This window comes from Dolosicoccus paucivorans, assembly GCF_900100125.1.
Lineage (GTDB): Bacteria > Bacillota > Bacilli > Lactobacillales > Aerococcaceae > Dolosicoccus > Dolosicoccus paucivorans.
Map to the genome: position 1 here is coordinate 1 of NZ_FNEL01000010.1, position 23,034 is coordinate 23,034.

Consider the following 23,034-nt stretch of genomic DNA (forward strand, 5'->3'; position numbering starts at 1 on the left):
ATGGATACCGACTAGAAGTTATGCGTAACAAATAAGTCGCTTAACATCAACGTTTACAGCGTGCTAACTTAAAATCGAACACTAAAAGGGGCACGAAAGGGGCAAGTTAGAACAGATCTTCTAGCTTGTCCTCATTTTTTTTAGCCAAATCTTTTGTGATGTGAGTGTAAACATCGAGGGTTGTTTTTGGATTGCTATGTCCGACCCGTTCCATGATATACTTGAGGTCAAATCCTTTTTCCACAAGCAAAGTAATGTGGGTGTGACGCAAAGCATGCGTGTCTATATTAAAATCATTGTCACGTAACAAAGCTACCAAATAAGTATAAGTGATCGGACCGTTGTGTTTACTGGGGAACAAATAGTACTTATCTTCTCCAAATAGTGCGGTTGCAATCATTTCTTGTTCATGTATAATTTCTAACGCACGTTCGTTTAAATAGATAGTGCGATAAGATGATTTTGTTTTAGGCGGCACAACATTATTAGCCATCCTCTCAATAGACTTAGTGATGTTAACCGCCTTTCCTTTTATGTCAGCAAAGGTCAATGCTCGAATTTCACCAATTCGCATACCCGTAAGCAACTGGAATTCGATTGCGTTGGCGTACACTTTGGGTAACTTCTCGTGAATCTTCTTTAAGAAAAGAGGAATCTCAGAAGACGACAATATCTTTTTCTTTTTCCTTCTCCTCGTTCCTTCTTTTATAGTCAAGTCACTAAAACTTATTTTGCATGGTATGTTATAAGCAAGTAAGGCGTACTTATACGCTAAACCTATATGAGACTTGTAATTCTTCATGGTCACAGCAGACAAATTGCGATCCTTTTGAACTTCATCTAAATGACTTTGAAGATCTTTAAAGGTTACTCTTTCGATCAAATAATCGTGAATAGGGTAGGGCTTTAGATAACGTCTGTAAAATCCATCGCTTTTACGTATGCTGGCAAGCGACCATGTCTTTACTCGGTGATCGTGCATTTCTTGATATAGAGCGCCTAACGTCAGAAGTTTTTCAGTGTCTCTTTCTGTTGTATTCCTTATCCGTTCATTTAGCGTGCGTTGTGCGTGGTTACGTGATTGATTAGTGTTTCTATCTAACGTGATACTAACTCGTCTGTAACGACCTGTTTTTGGATCCTTGTACCGTTCTGTAAACTTATATTTTCCGTTGGGTAATTCTTCTACCCACATATTTTATTCTCCTTTCTGATGTGATATAATTGACTTGAAGATAACTCGTGAAGGAACAACGCTGGGGTCATCCCTATGTGCCTGGGGTTATCTTCTTTTTTTATTTAAAAAGGGGAGTAGAAAGCTCCCCATGAATAAACCTTAAGTTTAAATTAATTGCCTTTTCCTTGTTGGACTTCATCCCAATACTCACACAATTTATAAGCAGTTCCGATTCGCATATTTTCTATTTTGCTATCGTATAAACGGTAGTTGTCTAAAGACTGGGTAGCAATTCCTGTGGCTTTGCTGATTTGGTAATTAGTGATGTCACTTTTGAATAGTTCTTTAATTTTGTTTGTGTTGATAATCATTCTTTTATTTCCTTTCTTATTTTATAAATTGCACCAATGTTAACAGTAAATTTAACACGTTTAATACAACGAGAATTAAGAGCAATTTATCGTTTAATTGATTTTTCATTGCTTTTCTATCCTTTCTTTGTGATAATAAAGCTAGGCGGGAAGGTCAACCGCCTGCTGATTATTTTAGTAACTCAATTATTTTAATAATAAGGTTTGCAACCGTCGAGATAATTCCTACTACTAGGGAAATGGTAGTGATTATTTCTTTGGTTGCTTTTTTCTTTTGCTCTTTTTTGTACTGCTTTCTAGTTTTCATCCACATCTTCCTTTCCTGACCTTCTATCTACACTACACAGTTAAAACTGTGTAAAGTCAAGACTTTAGTGAATACTTTTTTTAAAAAAAGGAGAGTAGCAAGCTCCCCAATATAAAATCTAACGTTAGATTTTATTCAGCAAAAGTGGTTATTTCCATTTTGGAAACAGTTCAACCATCTACTTAACCGTATGGGGTTACATATGGTTCGACCTCTTTCTGTTTAACTCATGCAAACTTTGCATCAGTTGGGTTCACCTTCATCAAATATATTAGATAAGAGTAACGGTGGTTAACCCTTGCTAATTCATCAAGGCAATCAGTTGTTCTTTCAAGTGTTCTTTGTCCATGTTGTTTTCTGCAATTTGCACGACCACCCCTTCCATTGTTACGATAAACTCTTCAACGGCATAACTGTATTGATTCAAGTTCATAAAATGAACAGCTAATAATATGCTTGTTCGCTTATTACCGTCTAGAAACATATGGAATTTGACCGTTGAATAGATAAGGTGCGTCAATTTATCAATGAAAGTAGGATAGTAGTCGTCATTTTGGATATGGTGTAATACGCTATCCAATTGTCCGGTGTCTCTTTCGCCGCGAAGGCCACCACTTTCTTCAATTACTGCATCGTGTAATTTAATAGCGTAATCTAAAGTAAAATATTCCATACTACTTATCCTTTAATCTGATAAAAACTTCGCGGTTTCGTTTCAATTGTTGAAGTGTTAATCGATAGGCTTTTTCCTCTTTTGACATTTCTTCAATCTTTTCTATTTTCTTTTTTTGTTCAGTTTTCATTTACAAATCCACCTCCAATTTCACTGCTTTACCTACAATCCGTGCTGGGTTGTCTTCATTCACGAGATAGGGTGCATAATCTTCATTGATCGATTCCAAAAGAATGCTATCACCTAGTTTGCGAACTCGCTTCAATGTGGCTTCTTCATCACCGTTTAGCAACACTGCCGCTATTTCTCCATTCTCCACGTCTGATTGTTCCCTTACCATGACGTAACTACCGTCAGGGATCTTAGGGTACATCGAATCGCCTTTAGCCTTTAAATAGAATAAATTCCCTGCAGGCACCGATGACTTGAGTGTCTCACGGTACTCATCGATATTTTCTTCTGCCGTAATAGGTTCACCACAAGCGATAGAACCGAGGACGGGGATTGAAATCAAACCTTCTAGCTCTCTTCTAATGTAAGAAATGTTCGTGGCTATGTCATCGCTAAGTCCTAAGATATAATCGCTACTCGCACCAAGAACTTGAGACATCTTTTTTAATTCGTTCCCACGAGGTAGGCTGTCGTTGCTCTCCCACTTCGATATAGTAGTGTATGTTTTATAACCGAGCATCTCAGCAAGTTCAGATTGACTTAAATTTTGTTTTTCTCTAAGTCTCCTAATTCGCTCGCCAGTTATTTTGTTTTCCATCTCCAAATTTATCACCTCCCTTCTATGTATCTACTATATAATTAATGAGAATTAAATTCAACAGTAAACTATATAAAACATTAAATAAATTCAATAGGATAAAGATAATGAAAATAATTCATATAAAGAACTTGACATATGAAATTAATTCATATAGTATAAAGATAGACAAAACGGAGGGAGGTAAAACAAATGGTTAGTATCGCAGAACTAAGAGCGAGAAAAGGAAAGATGTCGCAAAGAGAGTTAGCTGAAAAATTAAGCGTAACTCAAACAACCATCAGTAATTGGGAAAAGAATCCCGAATCTATCAGCGGAGAGAACCTTAAGAAAGTTGCTTTGTTTTTCCGAGTAAGTACGGATGAACTACTTGGTATCAAAGTTGGCAAAAATTTTTAACCACAACATGAATTTAATTCATATTAAGCGATATCAACAATTTTGAACTAGAAGTAGAACTGAATGGAAAGTTCATGCGGGAGGAGTGTAAGAATATGCAAGCTGTCGTTGAAAAAGAATGGTACACGATAAAACAACTTCAACAAACGCACATTGATTGGTGGAGTGAAACGACCGTGTATCGAAATGTAAAGAAAATGGAGGAGCACAAAGACTTCAAAGAATACGTCATACGCCCAACTGGTAGAACAACATTGGTCAATTATGAAGGATTCGTAAAGTTCTTGAAGTGGAAAGACAAAAATAAATTTAAAGGATGAGGAAGATGGAGAAAAACAACTTAGAGAATTGGAATGAACCGTGGACGGATAAGGAACGAGCTTTTGTAAAGAAGTATTACAAAGCGTTGGGTTCTAAAAAAATAGCGAACTTACTTAAAAGAACACCCGTAGCCATCAAGATCCAAGCACAATTGATGGGAGTCACCGAACCACGATCTAAAGGTCCTGAATGGACACGGGAAGAAAAGAGGTATTTTCTGAATAACTTCTATCGAAAAAATTACCGTGAGTTGTCAAAAGCTTTGAACCGATCCACTTCCACACTTCATAAGTGGGCGCAGTTTTTAGACCTTAAAAGCTTGACACTATCGGATCGGATGGAGATTAAGACGATGTTCGACAATGAATACACAGCCAAAGAAATCGCAAAAGTTATGGGAATGACCGAAGAGGCGTTGAAACTTTGGGCACGAACGGCTGAGGGATGTACAACGTGGGAACTCGAACAACGAGCCAAGCGAAAGAGTGATCACAGCTATGTCTAAAGATTACTTCTCCAATTACGGCAAGCCGTGGAGTAAAAAAGAAAATCAATTTATGAAAAAGCATTACAAGCGCCTTGGTGCTATCAAAACTGGTGACGAATTAGCGTCACAACATTAAAGGAGTGGAGGAAATGATCAATCAAATTATTATCACAGTTTATTTGATGTTCAACGTTTTCTTCCTCATGTTGGTGATCGTTTGCGACAAGCAAGAAATCATCAATAAGCTAAATGAGGAACTCGAAGAGATGGGCGAAGAACTCAAAGAAGCAAGAGACTTGAACAAATACTACGAACTGTCAAAGGGGATGCCAAAAATATGATGAGCAATTACGATCGCTGGAAAACAACCACACCAGATGATAGAGAAAAGATTGTAGCCAAAGATTTCATGGGACGATCTGTCACAGATGGTGAACTATATGCCTACATTTATATCGACGGCGAATACGTGCACAAAAGCGGTTATGACTTGAATGTATTCTTTTCAACCCTTGACAGCTCAATGAAGCGAGAAATACTGATGGAATATTTTGATGGACAAGAAGCAACGGAGGTGCCTTTTAAATGAGTATGACACTATACGATATGTCCCACGACTACCAAGAGCTTTTAAGCATGATGGAAGAAGGTGGAGTATCACCCGAAGTAATAGCTGATACCTTGGATTCGATCCGAGAGCCGATGGCGATTAAAGCAGAAAACATCGTAAAGATAATCCAACACCTCAATAACAACAACGAAATTATTAAAAAGGAAATTGATCGATTAAGAAGTAAGCAACAAGCCAACGCTAAACGAGCAGATGACTTAAAACAATACTTACGTGATTCGCTCGATTTACTGGAGGACCCACGGGTTAAAACTCCTCTGTTTAGTGTATGGGTGCAAAATAACCCACCAAGACTTGTGGTTAATAAGGAAGATAACATCCCTGATGACTTCTATGAGCCCCAAGCACCTAAACTAAACCGACAAGCATTAAAGGAGGCGATCGAAGAAGGAAATGAGATAGAAGGTGTTGAAATTCAACAATCACGAGGAGTGAGATTTAGATGAAAATCATATCTGCTAAAGACATAGACAACAATGCGTCCACATACATTATTTATGCCAATCCAGGTGTAGGTAAGACGTCGTCCATTAAACACATTCCAGGAAAGACACTGTTGATTGATATTGATAAATCAAGTTCTGTTCTAGCAGGATCTGAAAACATCGATGTCCTATCAGTAGATACTTATAAAATTTGGGAGTCATGGATGGACCTTGTAACTTGGCTGCACGAACCAAAAAACATTAAAGACTATGACAATATCGTCATTGATAACGTGACCGAATTATTCCGTTCGATCCTGACCCAATTAGGACGTGAAGGTAAAAATAATCGAGTTCCAGGAATGGACGCTTACCAACGAACAGACTTTGTCATCATGGATAGTTTCAGAGCTTTGCAACGACTCCATAAGCGGTTAATTTTCACTGCATGGGAAACGAGCGACTTATGGACGAAACCTGATGGACAGACCGTTAACCGGGCTATGCCTGATATCCGTAAACCAATTCTCAATAACTTCTTAGGTTTAGCTGATGTCGTGGGTCGGTTAATCGTCACACGAGATGAGGAAGAAAAAGAACGTCGAGGTTTTATCTTACAACCGAGAGAAGATATCTATGCTAAGAACCGTTTAGATGATCGTAAAGGATGTAAGGTGGAGGAGCTAATTGTTTGAACTTTTTCCACACCAACAGAAGTTAGTTGACCAAGCGCGTGACGAGATCGCAAAAGGCTCTCGTGGGGTAATGATTGTTAGTCCAGCGGGGAGCGGAAAGTCTGTTGTTATTGCTGAGATCGCACGATTAACAACACGAAATAAAAAACACGTTCTCTTTATTGTTCATCGTCAGGAGCTGGCTCAACAAATAGAAGAAAGTTTCGTAAAGCAAGATGTAGATATGGACTATGTCACTATTTACACCGTGATACGTGCTAGAAACCGATTAGGCAACTTTCCAGAACCATCAGTCATCATCACAGATGAAACGCATCACTCGCGGGCGAACACCTACCGAGAAATCTATGATCATTTCCCGGAATCTTTCCGCTTAGGATTTACTGCAACACCCTGGCGAATGAACGGGAAAGGCTTCACCGATATCTATGACACGATGATTGAAGGCGAGTCTGTTCAATGGCTTATTGACAATAACTATTTAGCACCTTTTAAGTATTATTCTATCGATTTAGTCAGTCATGAGAAGCTCAAGAGTTCATCAACTGGTGATTATACGTCTGGATCAATAACTTCATCCTTATCCAAAAGTGTTTTTGGCGATATTGTAGAGCATTATAAAAAATTGGCAAATGGCAGAAAAGCCATTCTCTATGCGCACAACGTTGAATATTCTGAAAAAATCACTGAAGAATTCAACAAAAACAATATATCGGCCGCTCACGCTGATGCGAAAACACCAAAAAAAGAACGCGATACAATTATGCAGAGTTTTCGAGACGGAAAAATACAAGTGCTATGTAACGTTGACCTTATTTCAGAAGGGTTTAACGTGCCGGACTGCAGTTGCGTCATCTTAGTGCGTCCAACTAAAAGCTTAGTGCTACATATTCAACAGTCGATGCGGTCAATGCGGTATCAACCAAATAAAACAGCCGTCATCATCGATCATGTAGGTAATTATATGACTCACGGACTCCCGTCTTCTGAACGCGAATGGACAATCGAAAGTAAAAACAAGAATAAAAATGATCTTAAAAATGTTATGCCAACAAAAGAGTGTACGGACTGTTATATGGTTGTTTCTTCTGCGACAAGAGTTTGTCCAGGATGCGGGCATGAATTTACAGTTGAAAGTAGAGGTTTAGTAGATGAAGATGCTGAATTAAAGGAAATTGATCAACAAGCATTTGAAGCGGACTACCGGCTTATAACGATTAATCGAAAGCCCGTTGATCTGCTTCAAACGGTCGAAGAAATTTATATTGTAATGAAACTTAGAAACTATAAACCTGGGTGGGTTTATTTTCAAGCTAAAACGAAAGGAATACTCCCAGAATATTACTCGCAAATTAGTCGGTTAAAAGACAAATATAAACACATATAAAAGGAGATATTAAAAATGTTCAAAACAGATTATTCAAACTTAAATCAGACAGATTATAAACCCGTTCCAGAAGGTGAGTATGAAGTTATTATCCACAAAGTTGAGGAGCGCGTCAGTCAAACGGGTAATCGTGGTCTATCCATTCGCTTGGATATTCGTAGAGATTTAAAGCAAGTGCCCGAGCTAGCAGAAACAAACGGAAAATACGCAGGTCGTGTCGTTTTTGATAATCGCTGGCAGTCAAACGGAAAGTACAATACAGAGCATTTCATGTACTTATTACAAGCTGTCGGAGTGCCAGAAGGTACTGAAATTAAGTCGATGAACGACCTTTACCAAGCTATCGAAGGGAAACCTGTTCGAGTTTTTATTAAGAAAGAATATTCAGAATATCGTAAAGAAGAAGAGAATTCGATTGCTCCATGGGCATACAATCCAACGCGATTCTCAAATGTTCAAGTCGAATCCAATCCATTTGTGACCGAAGAAGATTTACCATTCTAGGAGTGATTAAATGCAATTTATACCAGAAGATTTAAAAAATCTTACTAACTGGTGTACCTGGAATTATGAAGTGGTTGGAAACAAAGAAACTAAAATTCCTTATAATCCAGTCACTGGAGAGCGAGCGCGGAGTAATGATCCGTCTACGTGGGTAAGTTTTGAAGAAGCCAGCACAGCGCATATGTGTGACGGTATAGGTTTCTTCTTTACCCCACCTTATATTGGGATTGACTTGGACAATGTAGGTGGCGATATCGAACGCTATAAAGCCGGAGATATCACCGATAATATTGTCGCTGAATTTTATGAAGCTTTTAAATCCTATGGGGAGGTGTCCCCCAGCGGACAAGGTGTTCATATTATTACAAAAGGTAAAATCCCTGGCACTAGAAGACGTCGCAACAATGTTGAGATGTATCAAGAGGGTCGTTTCTTCACAATGACCGGTGACACACTACGAAAATATTCCAAAGTAACACCAGCAAGCGATAATGAGCTTAAACGAATTTATAAAAAATATTTAGACAACTCAGATAATATTGTATACCCACGTTTTAAAGAGCCCACCTTTTCGCATAACTTATCGACAGCTGAGGTTGTTGAAAAGATACTGCAATCGAAACAGGCAAGCATGTTTAAAGTATTTATGAACGGGGGATGGGAAAGTTATTACAACAATGACCAAAGCGCGGCGGATTTAGCTTTTGCGAATCTGTTAGCTTTCTGGACAGCAAAAGATTATACCCAGATGGATGAACTTTTCAGAAAATCTAGTTTATATCGTCCTAAATGGGATGAAAAGCGGGGAAAAGTAAGCTATGGCGAAATGACGTTAAATAAAGCCATCCACGATACCAATCAAACATTTATACCCCCTCTTGAAAAACCAAAGTATTATTTTAGCGATGAATTTCATCAACCTGAGAGTAGCCCAAAGGAATATCCAAAAAGATCTTATGACGATACAGGGAACGCAGATCGACTAGATGACCGCTTTGGAGATATTATCTCATATATTTACGACTTTAAAAAATTCATGATCTATAACGGTCAACATTGGCGAGAAGACGGAACTGGGGAGATACGTAAATTAATTGATTTAATGATCGAGGACATGAAGAACGAACCTATCCACGTAGCTGACCCGAACGACGAAGAGTTAGTAAAAGAAGCGGAGAAAGCTTTAAGAAAGCATATTAAAGATTCCCGCCAAACATCTAAAAAGAGAAACATTGTTGACGAAATGCAACACCGACACTCACAGCTTCCGAACGACTTCGACAAGGATGATATGCTCGCTAATACACCCAACGGGGTATTGGATTTAACGTCTGGAGTGATACTTGAGCACGATCCAAAATACATGATGTCAAAAATAACCGAAACAGAAATATCTGAATATGCTCCGGACATTTGGCTAGATTTCTTAAACGATATTTTTGATGGCGATAACGAAATGATTGATTTTATGCAACGTGCTTTAGGGTATTCGTTGACCGGCTCAACTAGAGAGCAAGTGATGTTCATCCTACATGGACGGGGTAGAAATGGTAAGTCTTTATTCGTTGAAACTGTGTCTGAAATATTGGGTGATTATTCCCGCACTATTCGCGCAAGTTCTTTAATGGCTAAAAAAGACAGTGGTGTTGGTGATGACATTGCCGTCCTTCAAGGCGCACGATTTGTCACAAGCTCCGAACCGAACGAAGGCTTCCGGTTCGATGAAGGTTTGATTAAACAATTAACAGGCGGGGATACCATCACTGCGCGGTTCTTATACGGTACGGACTTTGAGTTTGAACCAAAATTCAAGCTTTGGCTCACAACGAACCATAAGCCCTACGTCCGAGGTACTGATGATGGAATATGGCGCAGATTGCTATTAGTTCCGTTTGAAGTGCAAATACCCGAAGATAAAGTCGATAAAGACTTAAAATATAAACTCCTTCGTGAATCACCAGGGATACTCAATTGGATATTAGAAGGCGCTGTTAAATGGCAACGAGACGGTTTGAAAATTCCGAAGAAGATCATTGAACAATCTCAAGCGTATCGATTCGAAATGGACATTGTGGCGCAATTTATAGATGCAGAGTGTGTAACTGGAGAAAACTATTCAGTAAAAGCTAATGAATTATATAAAGCGTACATTCAATGGGCAAACGAAAATGGGTATTACCGATTTAATCATACAGAATTTGGTCAAAAGATGGTTGAAAAGTTTGAGAGAAAACGCACAAAGAAAGGAAACTTATATTCAGGGTTAGAGATTAAACAAAAATATCCAGGCTTAAAATCATTAAATTAGTGTAGGGGTGTAGGCCATGGTGTATACCTAATTTTACATTTTGACCCCCTACAAACCGCTATATATCAATACTTATATTACTTTTTATCTTTTGGTGTATACCGAAGAGAAAATATAAATATATGGAAAAAAATAAAAAGAACTGTATAGGAAATAAGTTTTCGAGGTGGTATACACCAATAATAAAAATAGTCTTAGAACCTTGATAATATCAAGGTTCTACCATGTGGGGGGGTATACACCACTGCCTACACCGAAGGAGGTCACATGAAAAAAACAGAAGCACATATTCAAAGTGAAATATTACTTGCCTTATCAAAACGCGGGCACAGGTTATGGCGAACGAATGCCGGGAAAGTTAGAACCATTCAGGGGCATATTATTAAATTGATGCCAGAAGGCTTCCCGGATACGTGTGGATTTAGAAAAAGTGATGGTAAGTTCATAGCGATTGAAGTGAAAACACCGAAAGGGAGATTATCGCCGGCGCAGAAACGTTTCGCTAAATTCGCTGAAAAACAGCCGATTATTTACGGTGTCGCACGCTCAGTTGAAGAAGCCATTGAAATTGTGGAAGAGAGGGATTAGAAATGATTACATTTTTAGATAAAGATAAAATGACGCACGCAGAAATAGTTATTTTAAAAAGCCTTGATAAAAAATACAGTTTTATTAGTCGTAGCGTACTGACTAACGACCTGTTTATTTGGGAGCGTATGGAATCGCCTAACTACAGCGAGAGGTGTGTGACATCAACATCATCAGACTTACTGCCCTACCCTGGATTATTTTCTTATATCGAACCTGGAAAAATTTATAACCTGGCATTTATTGAGGGTAACGAATACAAGCGTTTTAACCGTGGAGGGATAAGCGGTGGAAGTGAATAAAAAATTACTAGGCGAAGAAATCAAAAGAATACGCATTTCACGATTAGAATCACAGGAAGAATTTTCTCAAAAAATTAGAGAAATTACCCGCCTAAAAACCGGAAGAAGCGGAGTGTCAAAATGGGAAAAAGGTTACAATACCCCGAGCAAAAAAGCTTTAAAGGCGATCGCACAACTGGGGAATATGAGAGTGGAAAAATTGCTGGCTAATTCTGGTTTAAAAATTGTCATTCCAGAGGGCGCCTCTAATACACTGCCGGTGTTTTTAACAGAAGAAGAAAAGTTTGTTCTTCACAAAGAATTGCTGGAATTAACAGACAACGAAATTCACAAAAACTGGGAACGAAATCCTGAACACGTCGAGAAAGTACGACTGCTTGGCGAACAGTTGTTTGGGTAAATAGAAAGGTGATAAAAATGATTGAAGTATATACAAAAGACGGTTGCTTTCCTTGCAAGTTTACTAAAGATTTTTTCGAGCAAAAGGGGATTCCATTTAAAGAAATAAAAATGACCGACGAATTAGCGGAAGAGTTGAAAGAAAGATACGGCATCATGTCTGTTCCTTTTGTGAAACTTAGTGAAGATAATTACTGGACAGGGTTCAGACCCGATAGAATCGAGGAGATAGCTAATGAAGTCAACAACCAATAGATTAAGTTTCATGGCGATCCTTATTATTGTACTACTCTTCGCCTATCTCGTGTTCATGGCAGTAGGTTTAGAGGATTCCGATGACATTCACTTGCAAACGACAGAGCCAAAGATCGTTCAGTCATACACAATAACGAGGGGTGGGCGTTCAACCGTCATCGTGGAGGTATGGGAGATGGAATATAAGGGCGAGAAACTTCGCTCGATGCACTTTGAAAATACGGGTACAGCCAACAGCTTAAGTGATATTCGATTCATGTTAAGAGAATTGGAGCAAGATATTTATGAGTACAAAACCAGAGAAGATTAAACCTAGCTATTATCGCAACAATGGAACGGACTTAATCAAGATGTGGAGTCAACTCTTTTCGGTTGAAGGATTCAGAACGGCAATGAAGAGTCACATCACAAAATATGTGGTGCGGTACGACAAAAAAATGGTATCGAAGATTTAGAAAAGGCAAAACATTATATTGAAAGGTTGATTGAATTTGAACATGAACAGCTTGACGAAAGCAATCACACAATGGATTAGAGCACGGAACATTCACACAGCTAAACCAGGTAAGCAATTCCTAAAAGTCATTGAAGAAGTAGGGGAATTAGCAGAAGGAATGGCAAAAGGTAACATGAACGCTATTCAAGATGCAATTGGCGATATCTTTGTAACGCTGGTGTCATTATGCGAAACGTTAGATATTGATATTACGGATTGTGTGGCACAAGCTTACGATGAAATTAAGGATCGTAAGGGGAGGCTAATTAACGGTGTCTTCGTGAAGGAGGAATAACGGTGGAAAAATTTATAGACCGAGTATTAGCAGCGCTTGTAACTTTAATGATATTTTTCTTAATCGGAATGGGTGTCATGACGTGGTTAGGCGCTTCGCTAAAAATAAAAGTGTTTTCTCTGGTGTTGCTGTTTCTCACGATGGGATTCATTGGTAAGGAGTTAGATCGATGAAAGTAACATGCATTTATGGGTTTGAATGGGATGGAGATATTGTCGCTGAACAAGACAATACGTTTATTATGGAATGTAAAGACACGGGTACACGGCATGTGGTCAGAAAAGAAGAATTAGGAGCGCCGGATAAACGATATCATTTCATTGAAAGAGAATTCCCGGAGCGGTTCAAGACAAAAGAAGATTTATTTGTGTATCAAAATCAAATGCAAGGGACGCTAATTTTCTTGTAAAGGAGCTGATTGTTTGCGAGAACGAGGAGGACTGCGAGATGGGGCGTTCAGGCATACAGAAGCAGTCATCCAAAGTTATTACAAATACCCTCAGTGGATAAAGAAACGAGAAGAGGAGTTGCATCACCCTCACAAACAGACGGACGTTAATCAGGGTGGAGGAGGAAACATACCCTCTTCTCCTACTGAGAACACAGCAATGAGGCTTATGTTGGATAAACAACTGAAACAATGGAATTTTGAATATGCAGCGCTAAAAGAGATGATGGTGTCTGCTGACGATGAGACGTTGAAGATTATCGAGTTGTGGTATTTAGAAAAGCCACGAAGACATACATGGGACGGCGTTAGTTTGGCTACGAACGTGTCGAGACGACAGTGTATAAGGCTAAGAAACGAGTTTGTAAAAGAACTCGCTGAAAAACTTAGCTTTTTTTGAAAGTTGGCACTATTGGGACTTACTTTCGTGCTATTATGATAGTGTAAGGAAAGTCCCTTACGACGACAGCGACCATTATGGGCGTAATCATCCTACTTTACGATTCATCGATTTCCTCCAATAATAAAAAAATATCGATGAGTGAACTCTCTGATTAATGTCAGGGAGTTTTTTATTTATATAACAAATTCATGAAAGAGGTGACGGAAACTGGAAGACTTAAATTTAAGACAGCAGAAATTTGTTGAGGAGTACGTTGCCTCAGGAAATGCTAAACAATCAGCGATTAAGGCGGGATACTCGGAAAATAGCGCTGAAGGACAAGGAGTCCGATTGCTAAGGAATGCTAAGGTTTCTGAAGCAATAAAGAAACGATCAAAAGAATACTTTGATGAGCTATCAATGACCGTGGAAGAAGCGCTAGCGATCACGGCGTCAATCGCACGAGGTGAACCGCAACGATCTTACTTCAAGCAGGTAGATAAGATTACAGGAATTGTTGAGATTGAAAATGAACGACTGGTGACTCCGTCAATCGAAGATAGGCAACGTTCGTTAGACCATATCTTCAAAGTATCTGGCGCTTATTTAGATAAGAAAGAGATTACAGCAACAGTCGATACGAACCCACTTGATAAAATGATTTCTCAATTAAAGGGTGATCAGTAGTGGAGTTAGTATTGTCTGATAAATATAAATCTTTCTTGAAAGTATGGGATGCTGAGGTTGAAAATCTAGAAGGAACAACAGCCGCAGGAAAGACGACGGTTGGGGCATTTAAATGGATGCTCAAGGTAGCGGATTCGACTCGGAAATTACATGTCCTGAGCGGACTGGACTTAGGAACGATCGAAAAGAACATCATTCAATCTGAATTAGGTTTACTTGATTTATTAGGTCAGTATATTGAATACCGACCAAACGGAAATAAAGACCACTCACTACCTCATATGATTTACTATACACCTAAAGGCGAAAAGGTTATTTATGTGTTGGGTTATGACAATAAGACGCGCTGGAAGAAAGCATTAGGTGGACAGTACGGTTGTTTGTTTATTGATGAAGTAAACATTGCAGATATGGAGTATGTCCGAGAAATTTGGATGCGTTGTGATTATGTTATGACCACATCCAACCCAGACGACCCTGAACTTCCTATTTACCATGAATATATTAACCGAAGTCGACCGTTAGAACAGTTTAAAAATGATGCTCCAATCGAAATAACAAGTGAACTCAATGAACAGCCGAAAGATGGGTGGATTCATTGGTTTTTTGATTTTAGTCACAATGCAGGACTAAGTGAAGAAAAGAAAGAACGAATCAAAGGTGCAGTACCTAAAGGAACTAAACTCTACAAGAATAAGATACAAGGTTTACGTGGTCGAGCAGAAGGTTTGGTGTTCAGCAGTTTTGAGTACAATCGTAACGTCATTACCGAAGCGAAGGCTAAAACATTTAGATTTGTTTCTTATTCTTGTGGAGTGGACACAAGTTATTCTAAGCATACCGATGATACGGTAGCGTTTATCTTTCTAGGGATTACAGATAAAGGTCAATTAGTAGTTTTAGAAGAAAAGATCATGAGCAACAAAGATGAAGAAGTTCCGTTTAGTCCATCAGATGTGGCTAAGGAGCTTTTTTCTTTTATGGATTATTGTACGGATAAATGGGGTTTTAGCCGGTATGTCCATATCGATAACGCAGACCAGGCAACGATTACTGAAGTGAACAAACTGAAGCGCAATGTATCGTCGCTGCATAGTTTTATCAATTCAGATAAAAGCCTAAAGATTATTGACCGTGTGAACTTTATGAACTCGTGGATTGATAACCAAATGTATTTGATTGTTAGACATTGCAATCATCACATCCATGAAATCAATACTTATTCATACGACAAAGACCAACCTGAAGACCGAAATGACCATACGATTAACGCAAGTCAGTATGGGTGGATACCGATTAGAACATCTGTTGGGTATGAAGTGAAGAAGACAGTACAAAAAGACAAGATGAAAGCATTAAGAAGAATGAGGTGATTTAAATTAAGAGAGCCAACGAATTTGAATACGGTAAACAAAATCTATATATAACTGAACGAGCTAACGAAATCTACCGAATGGACGAATTGCCGAATAACGAAGACTTGTTAGCACTGGTGGCAGACCACCAAGCAGAGCAAGTACCACGATTGCAGATGTTGCACCGTTATCATATCGGAAAAAACGATGGTATTTTAAATCGAAAAAGACGGTTTGATGAAAATAAATCAGATTACCGAACACCGCATCCTTTTGCTGAGAACATTACTACTTTTAGAACAGCATACTTTGTTGGTGTACCAGTAAAAACAGAGTTCAGAGGTAGGGGCGATGAGTACGATGCGCTCAATGATGTTACTGAAAAATGGAATCAACAAGAAGATATGGATGCACACAACATTGATTTAGCGACCGACTTATCCAAGTTTGGTCGAGCTTATGAAATGATGTATCGGGGCACTGACGATGAGACGCATATTGCGATCAGTAATCCCGAATGGACGTTTGTTGTGTATGACACAACCGTACAACAAGAACCGTTGTTTGCTGTTCGTTATCCATCATTTCAAACGAAAAATGAATTGTTATATTATGTGACAGTTTATACAGATAAGGAAGTCATTGAGTATGCACCGACAAAAATTGTTGGCGGTGAGTTAAGAGAGGTTTCTAGAACAAAACACTTTTTTGGTGATGTCCCTGTGGTAGAAGCGACATTTAATCGTTATCGCATGGGAGATTATGAAAAGGTCATTCCACTGATTGATTTATATGACGCTGCACAATCAGACACAGGAAACTACATGACCGATACGAATGAGTCGTTATTAGTTGTGACGGGGGATTTTAATCCTGATGAAGTAGACTATGATCCAAAAGCGAACATGATGTTACTCCCAACCGGAGTCCTGCCAGATAACAGCCAGTCAAAGATTGAAGCAAAATTCATGCACCCGGAATATGACGTACACGGCGTGGAAGCTCACAAGGAACGGTTAAGACGGGATATTTATCTGTTTAGTTATACGCCGGACGTGAGCGACCAAAACTTTGCAGGAACACAATCTGGTGAAGCGATGAAATACAAATTGTTAGGTTTACAGCAAGATAGAGCGATTAAAGAACGCTTAATCCGTAAAGTGTTTACAAGACGTTATGGAATGCTACTAGCAATGGGCGATTTCATCAACGAAACAGAAGGTAAGGAAGCAGTCAAAGATTTGGTCGTGACGTTTACACCGAACCTACCCGTCAACTTAACGCAAGAACTACCGGTTCTTTCAAGTGCAGGAGCTAAATTCAGTCAGTCCACATTGTTATCACAAGCGTCATTTGTAGACAATGTTGAAGACGAGATTAAAGCCGTTGAAGAAGAACGTCAACAGTATATGGGGGATCTACAGTCACGAATGAGAGGTGCGGATAATGGTGAAGAAGACCTACTGGCAAATCCGAAGAACCGAAGAGATGAGCCAGATCAAACAGAGGGACGAAGCACTCCAGACGACGTATGATCGAATTTATCAAAGAACGTTAACTGATATTGAAAAAGAGTTAGAGCGAATGTATCACAGTTTTGGACAGTCCATTGGTAAAACAGCCGGGCAAACTAAAGTCCTTGCAAGTGAGTTGGAAATGGAAAGATTTCAATGGTTAGCAAAAGCGTGGGTAGATAAACGGTTACGAGATAACCAAAAGGCCACTGAGTTGATGAGGTTATACAACTTCTCACTTCGTGCCAATCGTTTAGAGTTATTTAAAGCAACATTAGAGATGAACGTGGCTTTGATGGCAGACGAGGAAGAACAAACGACGCAAGAGTACATTTTAAAAGAAGGTTTAAGAGAATATCGAAACCAAGCTGGAATAATGGAGCTAACTGTGCCCGAACCAGAGATTGCTCATCAGATTATCAATCGGTTGTCTCATACAAGTTTTAAAGGCGTGACCTGGTCAGATAGAGTGTGGCAACGACAAGACGGCTTATCGAAGATGGTGACTCAAATCGCTGAAGATGTCGTCCTTATGGGAAGAAGTCCGCTAGAATCCATTCCAAGGTTAAGAGAAATGTTTAATGTAGGAGCTTACGAAGCTAGACGGTTAGCTGTCACTGAATCAGCAAGAGTCCAAACGGAAGTCCAAAAGGATTTATACAAACGAAATGACTTTGATGAGTATATTTATTTAGCAGAACCGACAGCATGTTTGATTTGCGCTTCACTGCATGATAAGACATTCAAGGTGGATGATATGACACCTGGGATAAATGCCTGTCCAATGCATCCGCATTGTCGATGTTCAACCGCGCCGAACGTGGATAAAGAACGCGATAAGTTGGAAGAGATGTTGAAAGAGCGGGAGGACCAAAAGTTCGATTTCATTAAACCACAAAACTTAATATCTTTAATAACTCAATCTGGAAAAATAAATGCAGTTGAAAAAGAAATAATATATGATAAGCATGATGGCTACATACAGACACCCAATAGCTTTTATATTAATCGGGCGATGCGCTCTGGAAAAACACATCAGCTACCGACTGAAAAGATGAAAACTATTGAAGTTTTAAATAATGTTATTGCAAAGAACGAATTACCAAGTAACTTAAGAACTGTTAGATATGTGGATACAGAGGCTCTTGGCTCAATAATTTCGCAAAATCAGAAGAAATTTGTTGAAGTCACTAATATTAATGACATAGTTGACGTTTTAAATAAGAGTGAAATATCATTTCGAGACCAAGGACTTGTATCTGTTAGTTTATTAGAAGATAAAAATGTTTTTAAAAACAACAGATCGATAAAGTTGGTTATTGATGTGCCTAAAAAAACGAATGTTTTTGTTACTGAAAATATGATGGAAAGCGAAATGATAATACGACCTGATACAAGGTATGATATAATTAAATCAGAGGTAGATTCGAATCAGTTAGTTATTTATATGGTATTAAAGGAGTGATATAAATGTCGAAGTTTTCCAATGAACATTTAGAAAACATTTTTAAAAATAGCGGTATTCACATTTATCACTTTACGCCTGAAAAATTAAGTAAGATGACTATTCAGGAGCTGTTATCGTTGCGAATGATAGGGTTATCTGAACAGGAAGAAATGAATGTGTTGGCTGAATTTGAAAAGCCAAATAGAAAGCGAGAAATGTCCGCTTTGAATATCTAGTACCTACCCTCAGTTGTCGGTGCTATTTTTATGTCCAATTCTAGCCACGACGTTAAACTGCCTAGATAACTAAAAGATTGACTGAATAGGGAATGAACATGCCACTGCACGGGGTAAGGACTGTGTAGGGGCTTTTTGTGTTGGTTAACTATTCGGGCAAGGAGGTAATAACATGTCACAAGAAGAAGTAAAAGAAACTGAAGGAACAGATACACAAGAACATTTACCGCAAAGTCAAAGTGAATTGGATTCCGTGATTTCTAAAGCGATCGGTACAGCTTTAAAAAATAATACAGCAAAGTTAGAAGAACAGTTCAATCAAAAACTAAAAGAAGAATTAGAAAAAGAACGTTCATATGCTAAATTATCTGAAAAAGAAAAAGAAGAAGCGAAGTTAACTGAACGAGAAGAAGAACTAAAAGAACGTGAACGAGCGCTAGCATTAGCTGAATTGAAAGCAGAAGTCAAAACAGATGTTTTAGAAAAAGATTTACCAACAGAACTGGTTGACTTTCTTGTTGTATTAGACGATAAAGAAAAGATTTTAGATGCAGTGAATGCCTTGAAAAAAGTGATTGAGAATAAGGTGCGAGACGAAGTAAAAGAGAAGGTTAGACAAGATACCCCCTCAGAACCTCAAAGAACATACAACGCACCGAACGATCGTCAGACTTTAGCAGAAAGAGCTGCAAAACACCGTATTATTTAATTAGTAGAAAAGGAGAATATCAATGTCAAAACTAAAAACACAAGTATTTAATCCAGACAATGTAATGTTAGCGGATGCAACCGAAGGGACAATCCCAGGTTCATTTAATGAATTGATTGTTGAAGAAGTGATGGAGAATTCAATCGTCATGCAGTTAGGTAAGTACGAACAAATGGATAGTCAAGAAAAAGAATTCCAATACTTCCTGGAAGGACCAGGTGCTTACTGGGTAGGAGAGGGTCAAAAGATCCAAACTTCTAAAGCAAAATGGACCACTGTTAAGATGACATCTGCAAAACTAGGAATTATCATGCCAGTATCTCGTGAATTCTTACATTATAAAGTAAGTAATTTCTTTGACATTATGCGTCCACGTATCGCAGAAGCATTCTACAAAAAGTTTGACGAAGCAGTTATTTTAAATAAAGACAACCCATTCAATCAGTCTATTGTGCAATCGATTGAAACGGCCGGAAACAACGTTGAAGATAAATTGGATTACAACGGAGTTATCACGTTAGAAGATGCGTTGTTAAAAAACGATGTGGAAGCGAATGCTTATATTTCTAAAGCCAAGAACCGGACAAAGTTACGCGGTGCATTAGATCCACAGAACTTGCCAATCTATGACCGCACAAATAACACCTTGGACGGACGTCCAATTGTGGACTTTAAGTCAATGGAAGATGGCACAATCATCGCTGGAGATTTTAACAAGTTATTCTATGGTATTCCATTTGACTTATCTTATGAAGTATCTACTGATGCGCAACTTTCAACGATTACGAACGAAGATGGAACGCCAGTCAACTTATTCGAACAAGAATTAATGGCGCTTCGTGTCACAATGGATTTAGGTATGTTAATTGTTAAGGACGAAGCGTTCGCGTTATTAAAAGAACCTGAAGGAGCATAAGTATGAGTGAATATAAAGTGATTAAAGCGTTTATCGACTTAAAAGATAATAATCGTCTTTATGTAACAGGTGATGATTATGTAGGTAGCACAGCGAAAGCTCGTGTTGCAGAATTATCTACTAAAAAAAAATAAGCGTGGTGAACCTTTGATTGAATCAGTAAAAAAGGCTGAACCAAAGGCTGAGAAAGATGATTAATCAGGTAAAAACTTTACTAGGAATCACTGACGATGTTCAAGATGAATTATTAAGCGTTATCGAAGAAAATACGATAGCGCTTTTTAATTTGATCACTCACCAGCACTTTACTAACAACTCAATCCCTGAAGACTTCCGCTTTATGATTATCGAAGTCATGATCAAACGATACAACCGCATTGGCAATGAGGGCATGAGTCAAGAAAGACAAGCAGATTTGTTGCAAGTGTTTGAAAAATCAGACTTTGACGAATACATGACGTGGATTAATGCTGAGTTCGATTTAGTACCCGAACGAGAAAAAGGTCGGGTGCTTTGGCGATGAGATATAATCACCGACTTGAGATTCAAATTCAAGAACCTGTTTCAAGCTATAATCCTAAAGTTGGGCGGCATGAAGTGGTTCAAGAAGCTATCTATAAAGTAGTACCATGTCATTTAAGTCCTATTTCTTTAGAGCGTAGTATGCAAGTGTTTGGTGATTATAAACAAAACATACTTATTGCGAGATGTAAAAACAAGATAACTATCAAACAAAATGAAGTCCGCATTGATGGGCAACTCTATAAAGTTGTTCGTGTTCTTCAATTTAGAGGACGTACAGTTTTTTATTTAGAGGTAGCAATATGAGTTTTAGAATTGAATTAAAAGGTGCTACTGAAATTCAAGTTCACTTAAAAAAAGCAATTAGTAAAGAATTGATCAAACAAGTTGTTAGAACGAATGGCGCCGATTTAAATGCTGTAATGGTTAGAAACGCAGTCTTTGTCAGAGGTTATTCAACGGGCGCTACAAGACGTTCTATCACACTGAGTCTTGATGACGGTGGACTTACAGCAAGGGTTAAACCAGGTACACATTACTCGGTATACGTTGAGTATGGAACGTATAAAATGACACCTCAACCTTTTGTACGTCCATCTTTTAATACAGTGAAAACAAGATTTATTAGCGATATAGAAAGGGTGATGAAGTGATTGACCAGGAACTATATGATACGTTATTTCAGATTTCTCAAGATTTAGGGTTTAAAACATATGATAGTGTGCCTAAAAAAAACACAGAATTCCCTATAGTAGTGATTGGTGACACACACTTTATACCCACCCCTAATAAAAGCCAGCTAATCGGGAGAGTTACAGCTACTATCCATACGTGGACGTTAGCCGACAACCGAAATCAAGCAAGTACGATTGGTAACAGTTTATACCAGCAAGCAATCAACTTAAAACGAACAAAAAGCTATCGATTAAATTCAGTGTTGCAAGGGAGTCAGACTCGTTTGCTAATTGATGACTCAACAAGCACTTTATTGTGGCATGGAATTATTGAGCTTGAATATCAATTTTATTAAAAAAGGAGTAGTATACATGGCAGAAAATACAAAAACACCAATTAGAGGTAAAGATAAGATTTTATACTTTCGTTTACTGAAAGATGCTGCTGAAAATAAAGCAGCTCGTTTAGCATTACAAGTAGAACATGAGTGGTCATATGAACGAGATAATGAAGTTGTTCAGACAAAAGACGGAGGAATTGTTCAAGAAGGAGCTTTAGAAGTGTCTCTTGAATTAACAGCAATCTCAACAAAAGATAAGTTAAATACGATGTTGCGTCAAGCCGTAACAGATGGATTAAAGTTAGAAGTATGGGAAGTAGATATTTCTGATAATCGTGGAGAGAATAAGCGTGGAGCGTTATATGCACAAGGTAACTTAAACGAATGGTCCGTCCCAGCAAACGTGGAAGAATTAGAAGAGATTACAACTTCCATGTCAATTGATGGACAACCATTAGAGGGTGAAGTTGATTTGCCGACTGAAGACTTAGAGTTAATCAAAGCAGTCTATGAGTTTAGAGACTTACAAGCAGTTGGTGCTTAGAAGTATTAGCGGGGCAAACGTCCCGCTTTTTATTTTAATTAAAACAAAGGAGAAGTAATTTATGGCAAAAAACACGGAAATCATCGAAATTGGCGGAAAGAAATATATCTTAACGTTTGGATTGGAATTTTTACGATTATTGAACGAAAAATATACATTGAATCAAAACGGATTTGAAATATCTGCTGGATTACCTAAAGCAGTCTCTGAAATCCAGTTTGGTAACGCAGAGATGATCGCAGAGATTATTCGCTTTGCGACAACCACTCTACATGATAAACCAACGAATACAGAAATTGAGGAGTATATTTACGAACAACTAGATCGAGAAGATGATTTTGATTTATTTGAATATTTTTTCGAATTACTCAAGAAAGTACCCGGAGCAAAAGCTATGTTGAAGCGTATGGAAAACGCACAAGAGGAAGTAATGTCAACGGACGTCCAATAAAAAATATTTATGAAGATGC

Annotated in this window: 40 protein-coding genes; 34 read left to right on the top strand and 6 right to left on the bottom strand. The window is 38.3% G+C overall.

Annotated features, from left to right (window positions below):
• Positions 1-106: 106 nt before the first annotated feature.
• The 6 genes from BLR79_RS02605 to BLR79_RS02620 form a co-directional block, all read right to left on the bottom strand.
• Positions 107-1,195: a tyrosine-type recombinase/integrase gene (locus BLR79_RS02605; protein ID WP_092084573.1), complete on the bottom strand. Its 1,089-nt coding sequence runs from the start codon at positions 1,193-1,195 to the stop codon at positions 107-109.
• A 152-nt stretch (positions 1,196-1,347) separates the two neighbouring features.
• Entirely contained in the window at positions 1,348-1,548 is a 201-nt protein-coding gene (locus BLR79_RS02610; RefSeq protein ID WP_092084575.1) for a helix-turn-helix domain-containing protein, read from the bottom strand.
• 169 nt (positions 1,549-1,717) lie between these two features.
• A complete protein-coding gene (locus BLR79_RS09010; protein ID WP_159427567.1) occupies positions 1,718-1,855 on the bottom strand; it encodes a hypothetical protein in 138 nt (45 codons plus the stop codon).
• A 301-nt stretch (positions 1,856-2,156) separates the two neighbouring features.
• Positions 2,157-2,528: a type II toxin-antitoxin system death-on-curing family toxin gene (locus tag BLR79_RS02615; RefSeq protein ID WP_092084577.1), complete on the bottom strand. Its 372-nt coding sequence runs from the start codon at positions 2,526-2,528 to the stop codon at positions 2,157-2,159.
• A 1-nt stretch (position 2,529) separates the two neighbouring features.
• Positions 2,530-2,658: a hypothetical protein gene (locus BLR79_RS09280; RefSeq protein WP_268752905.1), complete on the bottom strand. Its 129-nt coding sequence runs from the start codon at positions 2,656-2,658 to the stop codon at positions 2,530-2,532.
• A complete protein-coding gene (locus BLR79_RS02620) occupies positions 2,659-3,297 on the bottom strand; it encodes a LexA family protein (RefSeq protein ID WP_234970793.1) in 639 nt (212 codons plus the stop codon).
• Positions 3,298-3,489: 192 nt separating this feature from the next.
• Between BLR79_RS02620 and BLR79_RS02625 the strand changes: the two genes are divergently transcribed.
• From BLR79_RS02625 to BLR79_RS02775, 34 genes are all read left to right on the top strand, one after another.
• Entirely contained in the window at positions 3,490-3,696 is a 207-nt protein-coding gene (locus BLR79_RS02625) for a helix-turn-helix domain-containing protein (protein WP_092084581.1), read from the top strand.
• Between the two features lie 95 nt (positions 3,697-3,791).
• Positions 3,792-4,016, top strand: a complete 225-nt coding sequence (locus tag BLR79_RS02630) for a hypothetical protein (protein WP_092084583.1) — start codon at positions 3,792-3,794, stop codon at positions 4,014-4,016.
• A gap of 5 nt (positions 4,017-4,021) precedes the next feature.
• Positions 4,022-4,522 (top strand): hypothetical protein, encoded by a 501-nt coding sequence (locus BLR79_RS02635; protein WP_092084585.1) that lies wholly within the window; start codon positions 4,022-4,024, stop codon positions 4,520-4,522.
• Positions 4,515-4,640: a hypothetical protein gene (locus tag BLR79_RS09285; protein WP_268752906.1), complete on the top strand. Its 126-nt coding sequence runs from the start codon at positions 4,515-4,517 to the stop codon at positions 4,638-4,640. Before BLR79_RS02635 ends, BLR79_RS09285 begins: the two co-directional genes overlap by 8 nt.
• A gap of 13 nt (positions 4,641-4,653) precedes the next feature.
• Positions 4,654-4,845 carry a hypothetical protein gene (locus BLR79_RS02640; protein WP_092084587.1) on the top strand — a complete coding sequence of 64 codons (192 nt, stop codon included), beginning with the start codon at positions 4,654-4,656 and terminating at the stop codon, positions 4,843-4,845.
• A complete protein-coding gene (locus BLR79_RS02645; protein ID WP_092084589.1) occupies positions 4,842-5,093 on the top strand; it encodes a hypothetical protein in 252 nt (83 codons plus the stop codon). Before BLR79_RS02640 ends, BLR79_RS02645 begins: the two co-directional genes overlap by 4 nt.
• Positions 5,090-5,581 carry a siphovirus Gp157 family protein gene (locus BLR79_RS02650; RefSeq protein ID WP_092084591.1) on the top strand — a complete coding sequence of 164 codons (492 nt, stop codon included), beginning with the start codon at positions 5,090-5,092 and terminating at the stop codon, positions 5,579-5,581. The genes BLR79_RS02645 and BLR79_RS02650 overlap by 4 nt, the downstream gene beginning before the upstream one ends.
• A complete protein-coding gene (locus BLR79_RS02655) occupies positions 5,578-6,255 on the top strand; it encodes an AAA family ATPase (RefSeq protein ID WP_092084593.1) in 678 nt (225 codons plus the stop codon). The genes BLR79_RS02650 and BLR79_RS02655 overlap by 4 nt, the downstream gene beginning before the upstream one ends.
• Positions 6,248-7,642: a DEAD/DEAH box helicase gene (locus BLR79_RS02660; protein ID WP_092084595.1), complete on the top strand. Its 1,395-nt coding sequence runs from the start codon at positions 6,248-6,250 to the stop codon at positions 7,640-7,642. The genes BLR79_RS02655 and BLR79_RS02660 overlap by 8 nt, the downstream gene beginning before the upstream one ends.
• Before the next feature lie 15 nt (positions 7,643-7,657).
• Positions 7,658-8,146, top strand: coding sequence for a DUF669 domain-containing protein (locus tag BLR79_RS02665; protein ID WP_092084597.1), 489 nt, complete (start codon positions 7,658-7,660; stop codon positions 8,144-8,146).
• Positions 8,147-8,216: 70 nt separating this feature from the next.
• Positions 8,217-10,454 (top strand): phage/plasmid primase, P4 family, encoded by a 2,238-nt coding sequence (locus BLR79_RS02670; RefSeq protein ID WP_234970791.1) that lies wholly within the window; start codon positions 8,217-8,219, stop codon positions 10,452-10,454.
• A gap of 267 nt (positions 10,455-10,721) precedes the next feature.
• The gene (locus BLR79_RS02675; RefSeq protein ID WP_092084601.1) at positions 10,722-11,042 is read left to right on the top strand and encodes a VRR-NUC domain-containing protein; all 321 of its coding nucleotides are present in this window, start codon (positions 10,722-10,724) and stop codon (positions 11,040-11,042) included.
• Positions 11,043-11,044: 2 nt separating this feature from the next.
• Positions 11,045-11,344: a hypothetical protein gene (locus BLR79_RS02680; protein WP_092084603.1), complete on the top strand. Its 300-nt coding sequence runs from the start codon at positions 11,045-11,047 to the stop codon at positions 11,342-11,344.
• Positions 11,331-11,744 (top strand): helix-turn-helix domain-containing protein, encoded by a 414-nt coding sequence (locus BLR79_RS02685; RefSeq protein ID WP_092084605.1) that lies wholly within the window; start codon positions 11,331-11,333, stop codon positions 11,742-11,744. Before BLR79_RS02680 ends, BLR79_RS02685 begins: the two co-directional genes overlap by 14 nt.
• Before the next feature lie 17 nt (positions 11,745-11,761).
• A complete protein-coding gene (locus BLR79_RS02690) occupies positions 11,762-11,998 on the top strand; it encodes a glutaredoxin family protein (RefSeq protein ID WP_092084607.1) in 237 nt (78 codons plus the stop codon).
• A 49-nt stretch (positions 11,999-12,047) separates the two neighbouring features.
• Complete coding sequence (locus tag BLR79_RS02695) at positions 12,048-12,308, top strand: hypothetical protein (RefSeq protein WP_159427568.1); 261 nt, start codon at positions 12,048-12,050, stop codon at positions 12,306-12,308.
• Between the two features lie 187 nt (positions 12,309-12,495).
• Positions 12,496-12,789, top strand: coding sequence for a MazG-like family protein (locus tag BLR79_RS02700; protein ID WP_092084666.1), 294 nt, complete (start codon positions 12,496-12,498; stop codon positions 12,787-12,789).
• A gap of 2 nt (positions 12,790-12,791) precedes the next feature.
• The gene (locus BLR79_RS09015) at positions 12,792-12,962 is read left to right on the top strand and encodes a hypothetical protein (RefSeq protein ID WP_159427569.1); all 171 of its coding nucleotides are present in this window, start codon (positions 12,792-12,794) and stop codon (positions 12,960-12,962) included.
• Positions 12,959-13,198 carry a hypothetical protein gene (locus tag BLR79_RS02705; RefSeq protein WP_092084611.1) on the top strand — a complete coding sequence of 80 codons (240 nt, stop codon included), beginning with the start codon at positions 12,959-12,961 and terminating at the stop codon, positions 13,196-13,198. The genes BLR79_RS09015 and BLR79_RS02705 overlap by 4 nt, the downstream gene beginning before the upstream one ends.
• 13 nt (positions 13,199-13,211) lie before the next feature.
• Positions 13,212-13,637, top strand: a complete 426-nt coding sequence (locus tag BLR79_RS02710) for a hypothetical protein (protein ID WP_092084613.1) — start codon at positions 13,212-13,214, stop codon at positions 13,635-13,637.
• A 210-nt stretch (positions 13,638-13,847) separates the two neighbouring features.
• A complete protein-coding gene (locus BLR79_RS02715; protein ID WP_092084614.1) occupies positions 13,848-14,306 on the top strand; it encodes a terminase small subunit in 459 nt (152 codons plus the stop codon).
• Complete coding sequence (locus BLR79_RS02720; protein WP_092084615.1) at positions 14,306-15,679, top strand: terminase; 1,374 nt, start codon at positions 14,306-14,308, stop codon at positions 15,677-15,679. Before BLR79_RS02715 ends, BLR79_RS02720 begins: the two co-directional genes overlap by 1 nt.
• 80 nt (positions 15,680-15,759) lie before the next feature.
• Positions 15,760-17,196 (top strand): phage portal protein, encoded by a 1,437-nt coding sequence (locus BLR79_RS02725; RefSeq protein WP_092084617.1) that lies wholly within the window; start codon positions 15,760-15,762, stop codon positions 17,194-17,196.
• Entirely contained in the window at positions 17,150-18,640 is a 1,491-nt protein-coding gene (locus BLR79_RS02730; protein ID WP_159427570.1) for a minor capsid protein, read from the top strand. Before BLR79_RS02725 ends, BLR79_RS02730 begins: the two co-directional genes overlap by 47 nt.
• A 5-nt stretch (positions 18,641-18,645) precedes the next feature.
• Positions 18,646-18,858, top strand: a complete 213-nt coding sequence (locus BLR79_RS02735; RefSeq protein WP_092084621.1) for a hypothetical protein — start codon at positions 18,646-18,648, stop codon at positions 18,856-18,858.
• A gap of 172 nt (positions 18,859-19,030) precedes the next feature.
• A complete protein-coding gene (locus BLR79_RS02740; RefSeq protein WP_092084623.1) occupies positions 19,031-19,567 on the top strand; it encodes a capsid assembly scaffolding protein Gp46 family protein in 537 nt (178 codons plus the stop codon).
• A gap of 22 nt (positions 19,568-19,589) precedes the next feature.
• Positions 19,590-20,483 (top strand): phage major capsid protein, encoded by an 894-nt coding sequence (locus BLR79_RS02745; RefSeq protein ID WP_092084625.1) that lies wholly within the window; start codon positions 19,590-19,592, stop codon positions 20,481-20,483.
• Positions 20,484-20,485: 2 nt separating this feature from the next.
• Positions 20,486-20,617, top strand: a complete 132-nt coding sequence (locus tag BLR79_RS09290; RefSeq protein ID WP_268752909.1) for a hypothetical protein — start codon at positions 20,486-20,488, stop codon at positions 20,615-20,617.
• Between the two features lie 56 nt (positions 20,618-20,673).
• Positions 20,674-21,006, top strand: a complete 333-nt coding sequence (locus BLR79_RS02750; protein WP_092084627.1) for a phage head-tail connector protein — start codon at positions 20,674-20,676, stop codon at positions 21,004-21,006.
• A complete protein-coding gene (locus tag BLR79_RS02755) occupies positions 21,003-21,311 on the top strand; it encodes a hypothetical protein (RefSeq protein WP_092084629.1) in 309 nt (102 codons plus the stop codon). Before BLR79_RS02750 ends, BLR79_RS02755 begins: the two co-directional genes overlap by 4 nt.
• Positions 21,308-21,658 carry an HK97-gp10 family putative phage morphogenesis protein gene (locus tag BLR79_RS02760; RefSeq protein ID WP_092084631.1) on the top strand — a complete coding sequence of 117 codons (351 nt, stop codon included), beginning with the start codon at positions 21,308-21,310 and terminating at the stop codon, positions 21,656-21,658. Before BLR79_RS02755 ends, BLR79_RS02760 begins: the two co-directional genes overlap by 4 nt.
• Positions 21,655-22,035 carry a DUF3168 domain-containing protein gene (locus BLR79_RS02765; protein ID WP_092084633.1) on the top strand — a complete coding sequence of 127 codons (381 nt, stop codon included), beginning with the start codon at positions 21,655-21,657 and terminating at the stop codon, positions 22,033-22,035. The genes BLR79_RS02760 and BLR79_RS02765 overlap by 4 nt, the downstream gene beginning before the upstream one ends.
• 16 nt (positions 22,036-22,051) lie before the next feature.
• Positions 22,052-22,564 carry a phage major tail protein, TP901-1 family gene (locus tag BLR79_RS02770; protein WP_092084635.1) on the top strand — a complete coding sequence of 171 codons (513 nt, stop codon included), beginning with the start codon at positions 22,052-22,054 and terminating at the stop codon, positions 22,562-22,564.
• A gap of 61 nt (positions 22,565-22,625) precedes the next feature.
• On the top strand, positions 22,626-23,015 hold the full coding sequence (locus BLR79_RS02775) for a tail assembly chaperone (protein ID WP_092084637.1): 390 nt from the start codon (positions 22,626-22,628) through the stop codon (positions 23,013-23,015).
• Positions 23,016-23,034 lie beyond the last annotated feature (19 nt).

Coding starts and splice junctions, on each gene's coding strand:
- BLR79_RS02610 (WP_092084575.1), bottom strand. CDS start 1,548: ATGATTATCAACACAAACAAAATTAAAGAACTATTCAAAAGTGACATC.
- BLR79_RS02665 (WP_092084597.1), top strand. CDS start 7,658: ATGTTCAAAACAGATTATTCAAACTTAAATCAGACAGATTATAAACCC.
- BLR79_RS02645 (WP_092084589.1), top strand. CDS start 4,842: ATGATGAGCAATTACGATCGCTGGAAAACAACCACACCAGATGATAGA.
- BLR79_RS02750 (WP_092084627.1), top strand. CDS start 20,674: ATGATTAATCAGGTAAAAACTTTACTAGGAATCACTGACGATGTTCAA.
- BLR79_RS02625 (WP_092084581.1), top strand. CDS start 3,490: ATGGTTAGTATCGCAGAACTAAGAGCGAGAAAAGGAAAGATGTCGCAA.
- BLR79_RS02630 (WP_092084583.1), top strand. CDS start 3,792: ATGCAAGCTGTCGTTGAAAAAGAATGGTACACGATAAAACAACTTCAA.
- BLR79_RS02640 (WP_092084587.1), top strand. CDS start 4,654: ATGATCAATCAAATTATTATCACAGTTTATTTGATGTTCAACGTTTTC.
- BLR79_RS02770 (WP_092084635.1), top strand. CDS start 22,052: ATGGCAGAAAATACAAAAACACCAATTAGAGGTAAAGATAAGATTTTA.
- BLR79_RS02690 (WP_092084607.1), top strand. CDS start 11,762: ATGATTGAAGTATATACAAAAGACGGTTGCTTTCCTTGCAAGTTTACT.
- BLR79_RS02755 (WP_092084629.1), top strand. CDS start 21,003: ATGAGATATAATCACCGACTTGAGATTCAAATTCAAGAACCTGTTTCA.
- BLR79_RS02740 (WP_092084623.1), top strand. CDS start 19,031: ATGTCACAAGAAGAAGTAAAAGAAACTGAAGGAACAGATACACAAGAA.
- BLR79_RS02615 (WP_092084577.1), bottom strand. CDS start 2,528: ATGGAATATTTTACTTTAGATTACGCTATTAAATTACACGATGCAGTA.
- BLR79_RS02775 (WP_092084637.1), top strand. CDS start 22,626: ATGGCAAAAAACACGGAAATCATCGAAATTGGCGGAAAGAAATATATC.
- BLR79_RS02725 (WP_092084617.1), top strand. CDS start 15,760: ATGGACGAATTGCCGAATAACGAAGACTTGTTAGCACTGGTGGCAGAC.
- BLR79_RS02735 (WP_092084621.1), top strand. CDS start 18,646: ATGTCGAAGTTTTCCAATGAACATTTAGAAAACATTTTTAAAAATAGC.
- BLR79_RS02655 (WP_092084593.1), top strand. CDS start 5,578: ATGAAAATCATATCTGCTAAAGACATAGACAACAATGCGTCCACATAC.
- BLR79_RS02700 (WP_092084666.1), top strand. CDS start 12,496: ATGAACAGCTTGACGAAAGCAATCACACAATGGATTAGAGCACGGAAC.
- BLR79_RS02605 (WP_092084573.1), bottom strand. CDS start 1,195: ATGTGGGTAGAAGAATTACCCAACGGAAAATATAAGTTTACAGAACGG.
- BLR79_RS02760 (WP_092084631.1), top strand. CDS start 21,308: ATGAGTTTTAGAATTGAATTAAAAGGTGCTACTGAAATTCAAGTTCAC.
- BLR79_RS09290 (WP_268752909.1), top strand. CDS start 20,486: ATGAGTGAATATAAAGTGATTAAAGCGTTTATCGACTTAAAAGATAAT.
- BLR79_RS02675 (WP_092084601.1), top strand. CDS start 10,722: ATGAAAAAAACAGAAGCACATATTCAAAGTGAAATATTACTTGCCTTA.
- BLR79_RS02730 (WP_159427570.1), top strand. CDS start 17,150: ATGAGCCAGATCAAACAGAGGGACGAAGCACTCCAGACGACGTATGAT.
- BLR79_RS09010 (WP_159427567.1), bottom strand. CDS start 1,855: ATGAAAACTAGAAAGCAGTACAAAAAAGAGCAAAAGAAAAAAGCAACC.
- BLR79_RS02620 (WP_234970793.1), bottom strand. CDS start 3,297: ATGGAAAACAAAATAACTGGCGAGCGAATTAGGAGACTTAGAGAAAAA.
- BLR79_RS02745 (WP_092084625.1), top strand. CDS start 19,590: ATGTCAAAACTAAAAACACAAGTATTTAATCCAGACAATGTAATGTTA.
- BLR79_RS02705 (WP_092084611.1), top strand. CDS start 12,959: ATGAAAGTAACATGCATTTATGGGTTTGAATGGGATGGAGATATTGTC.
- BLR79_RS09280 (WP_268752905.1), bottom strand. CDS start 2,658: ATGAAAACTGAACAAAAAAAGAAAATAGAAAAGATTGAAGAAATGTCA.
- BLR79_RS02635 (WP_092084585.1), top strand. CDS start 4,022: ATGGAGAAAAACAACTTAGAGAATTGGAATGAACCGTGGACGGATAAG.
- BLR79_RS09285 (WP_268752906.1), top strand. CDS start 4,515: ATGTCTAAAGATTACTTCTCCAATTACGGCAAGCCGTGGAGTAAAAAA.
- BLR79_RS02650 (WP_092084591.1), top strand. CDS start 5,090: ATGAGTATGACACTATACGATATGTCCCACGACTACCAAGAGCTTTTA.
- BLR79_RS02680 (WP_092084603.1), top strand. CDS start 11,045: ATGATTACATTTTTAGATAAAGATAAAATGACGCACGCAGAAATAGTT.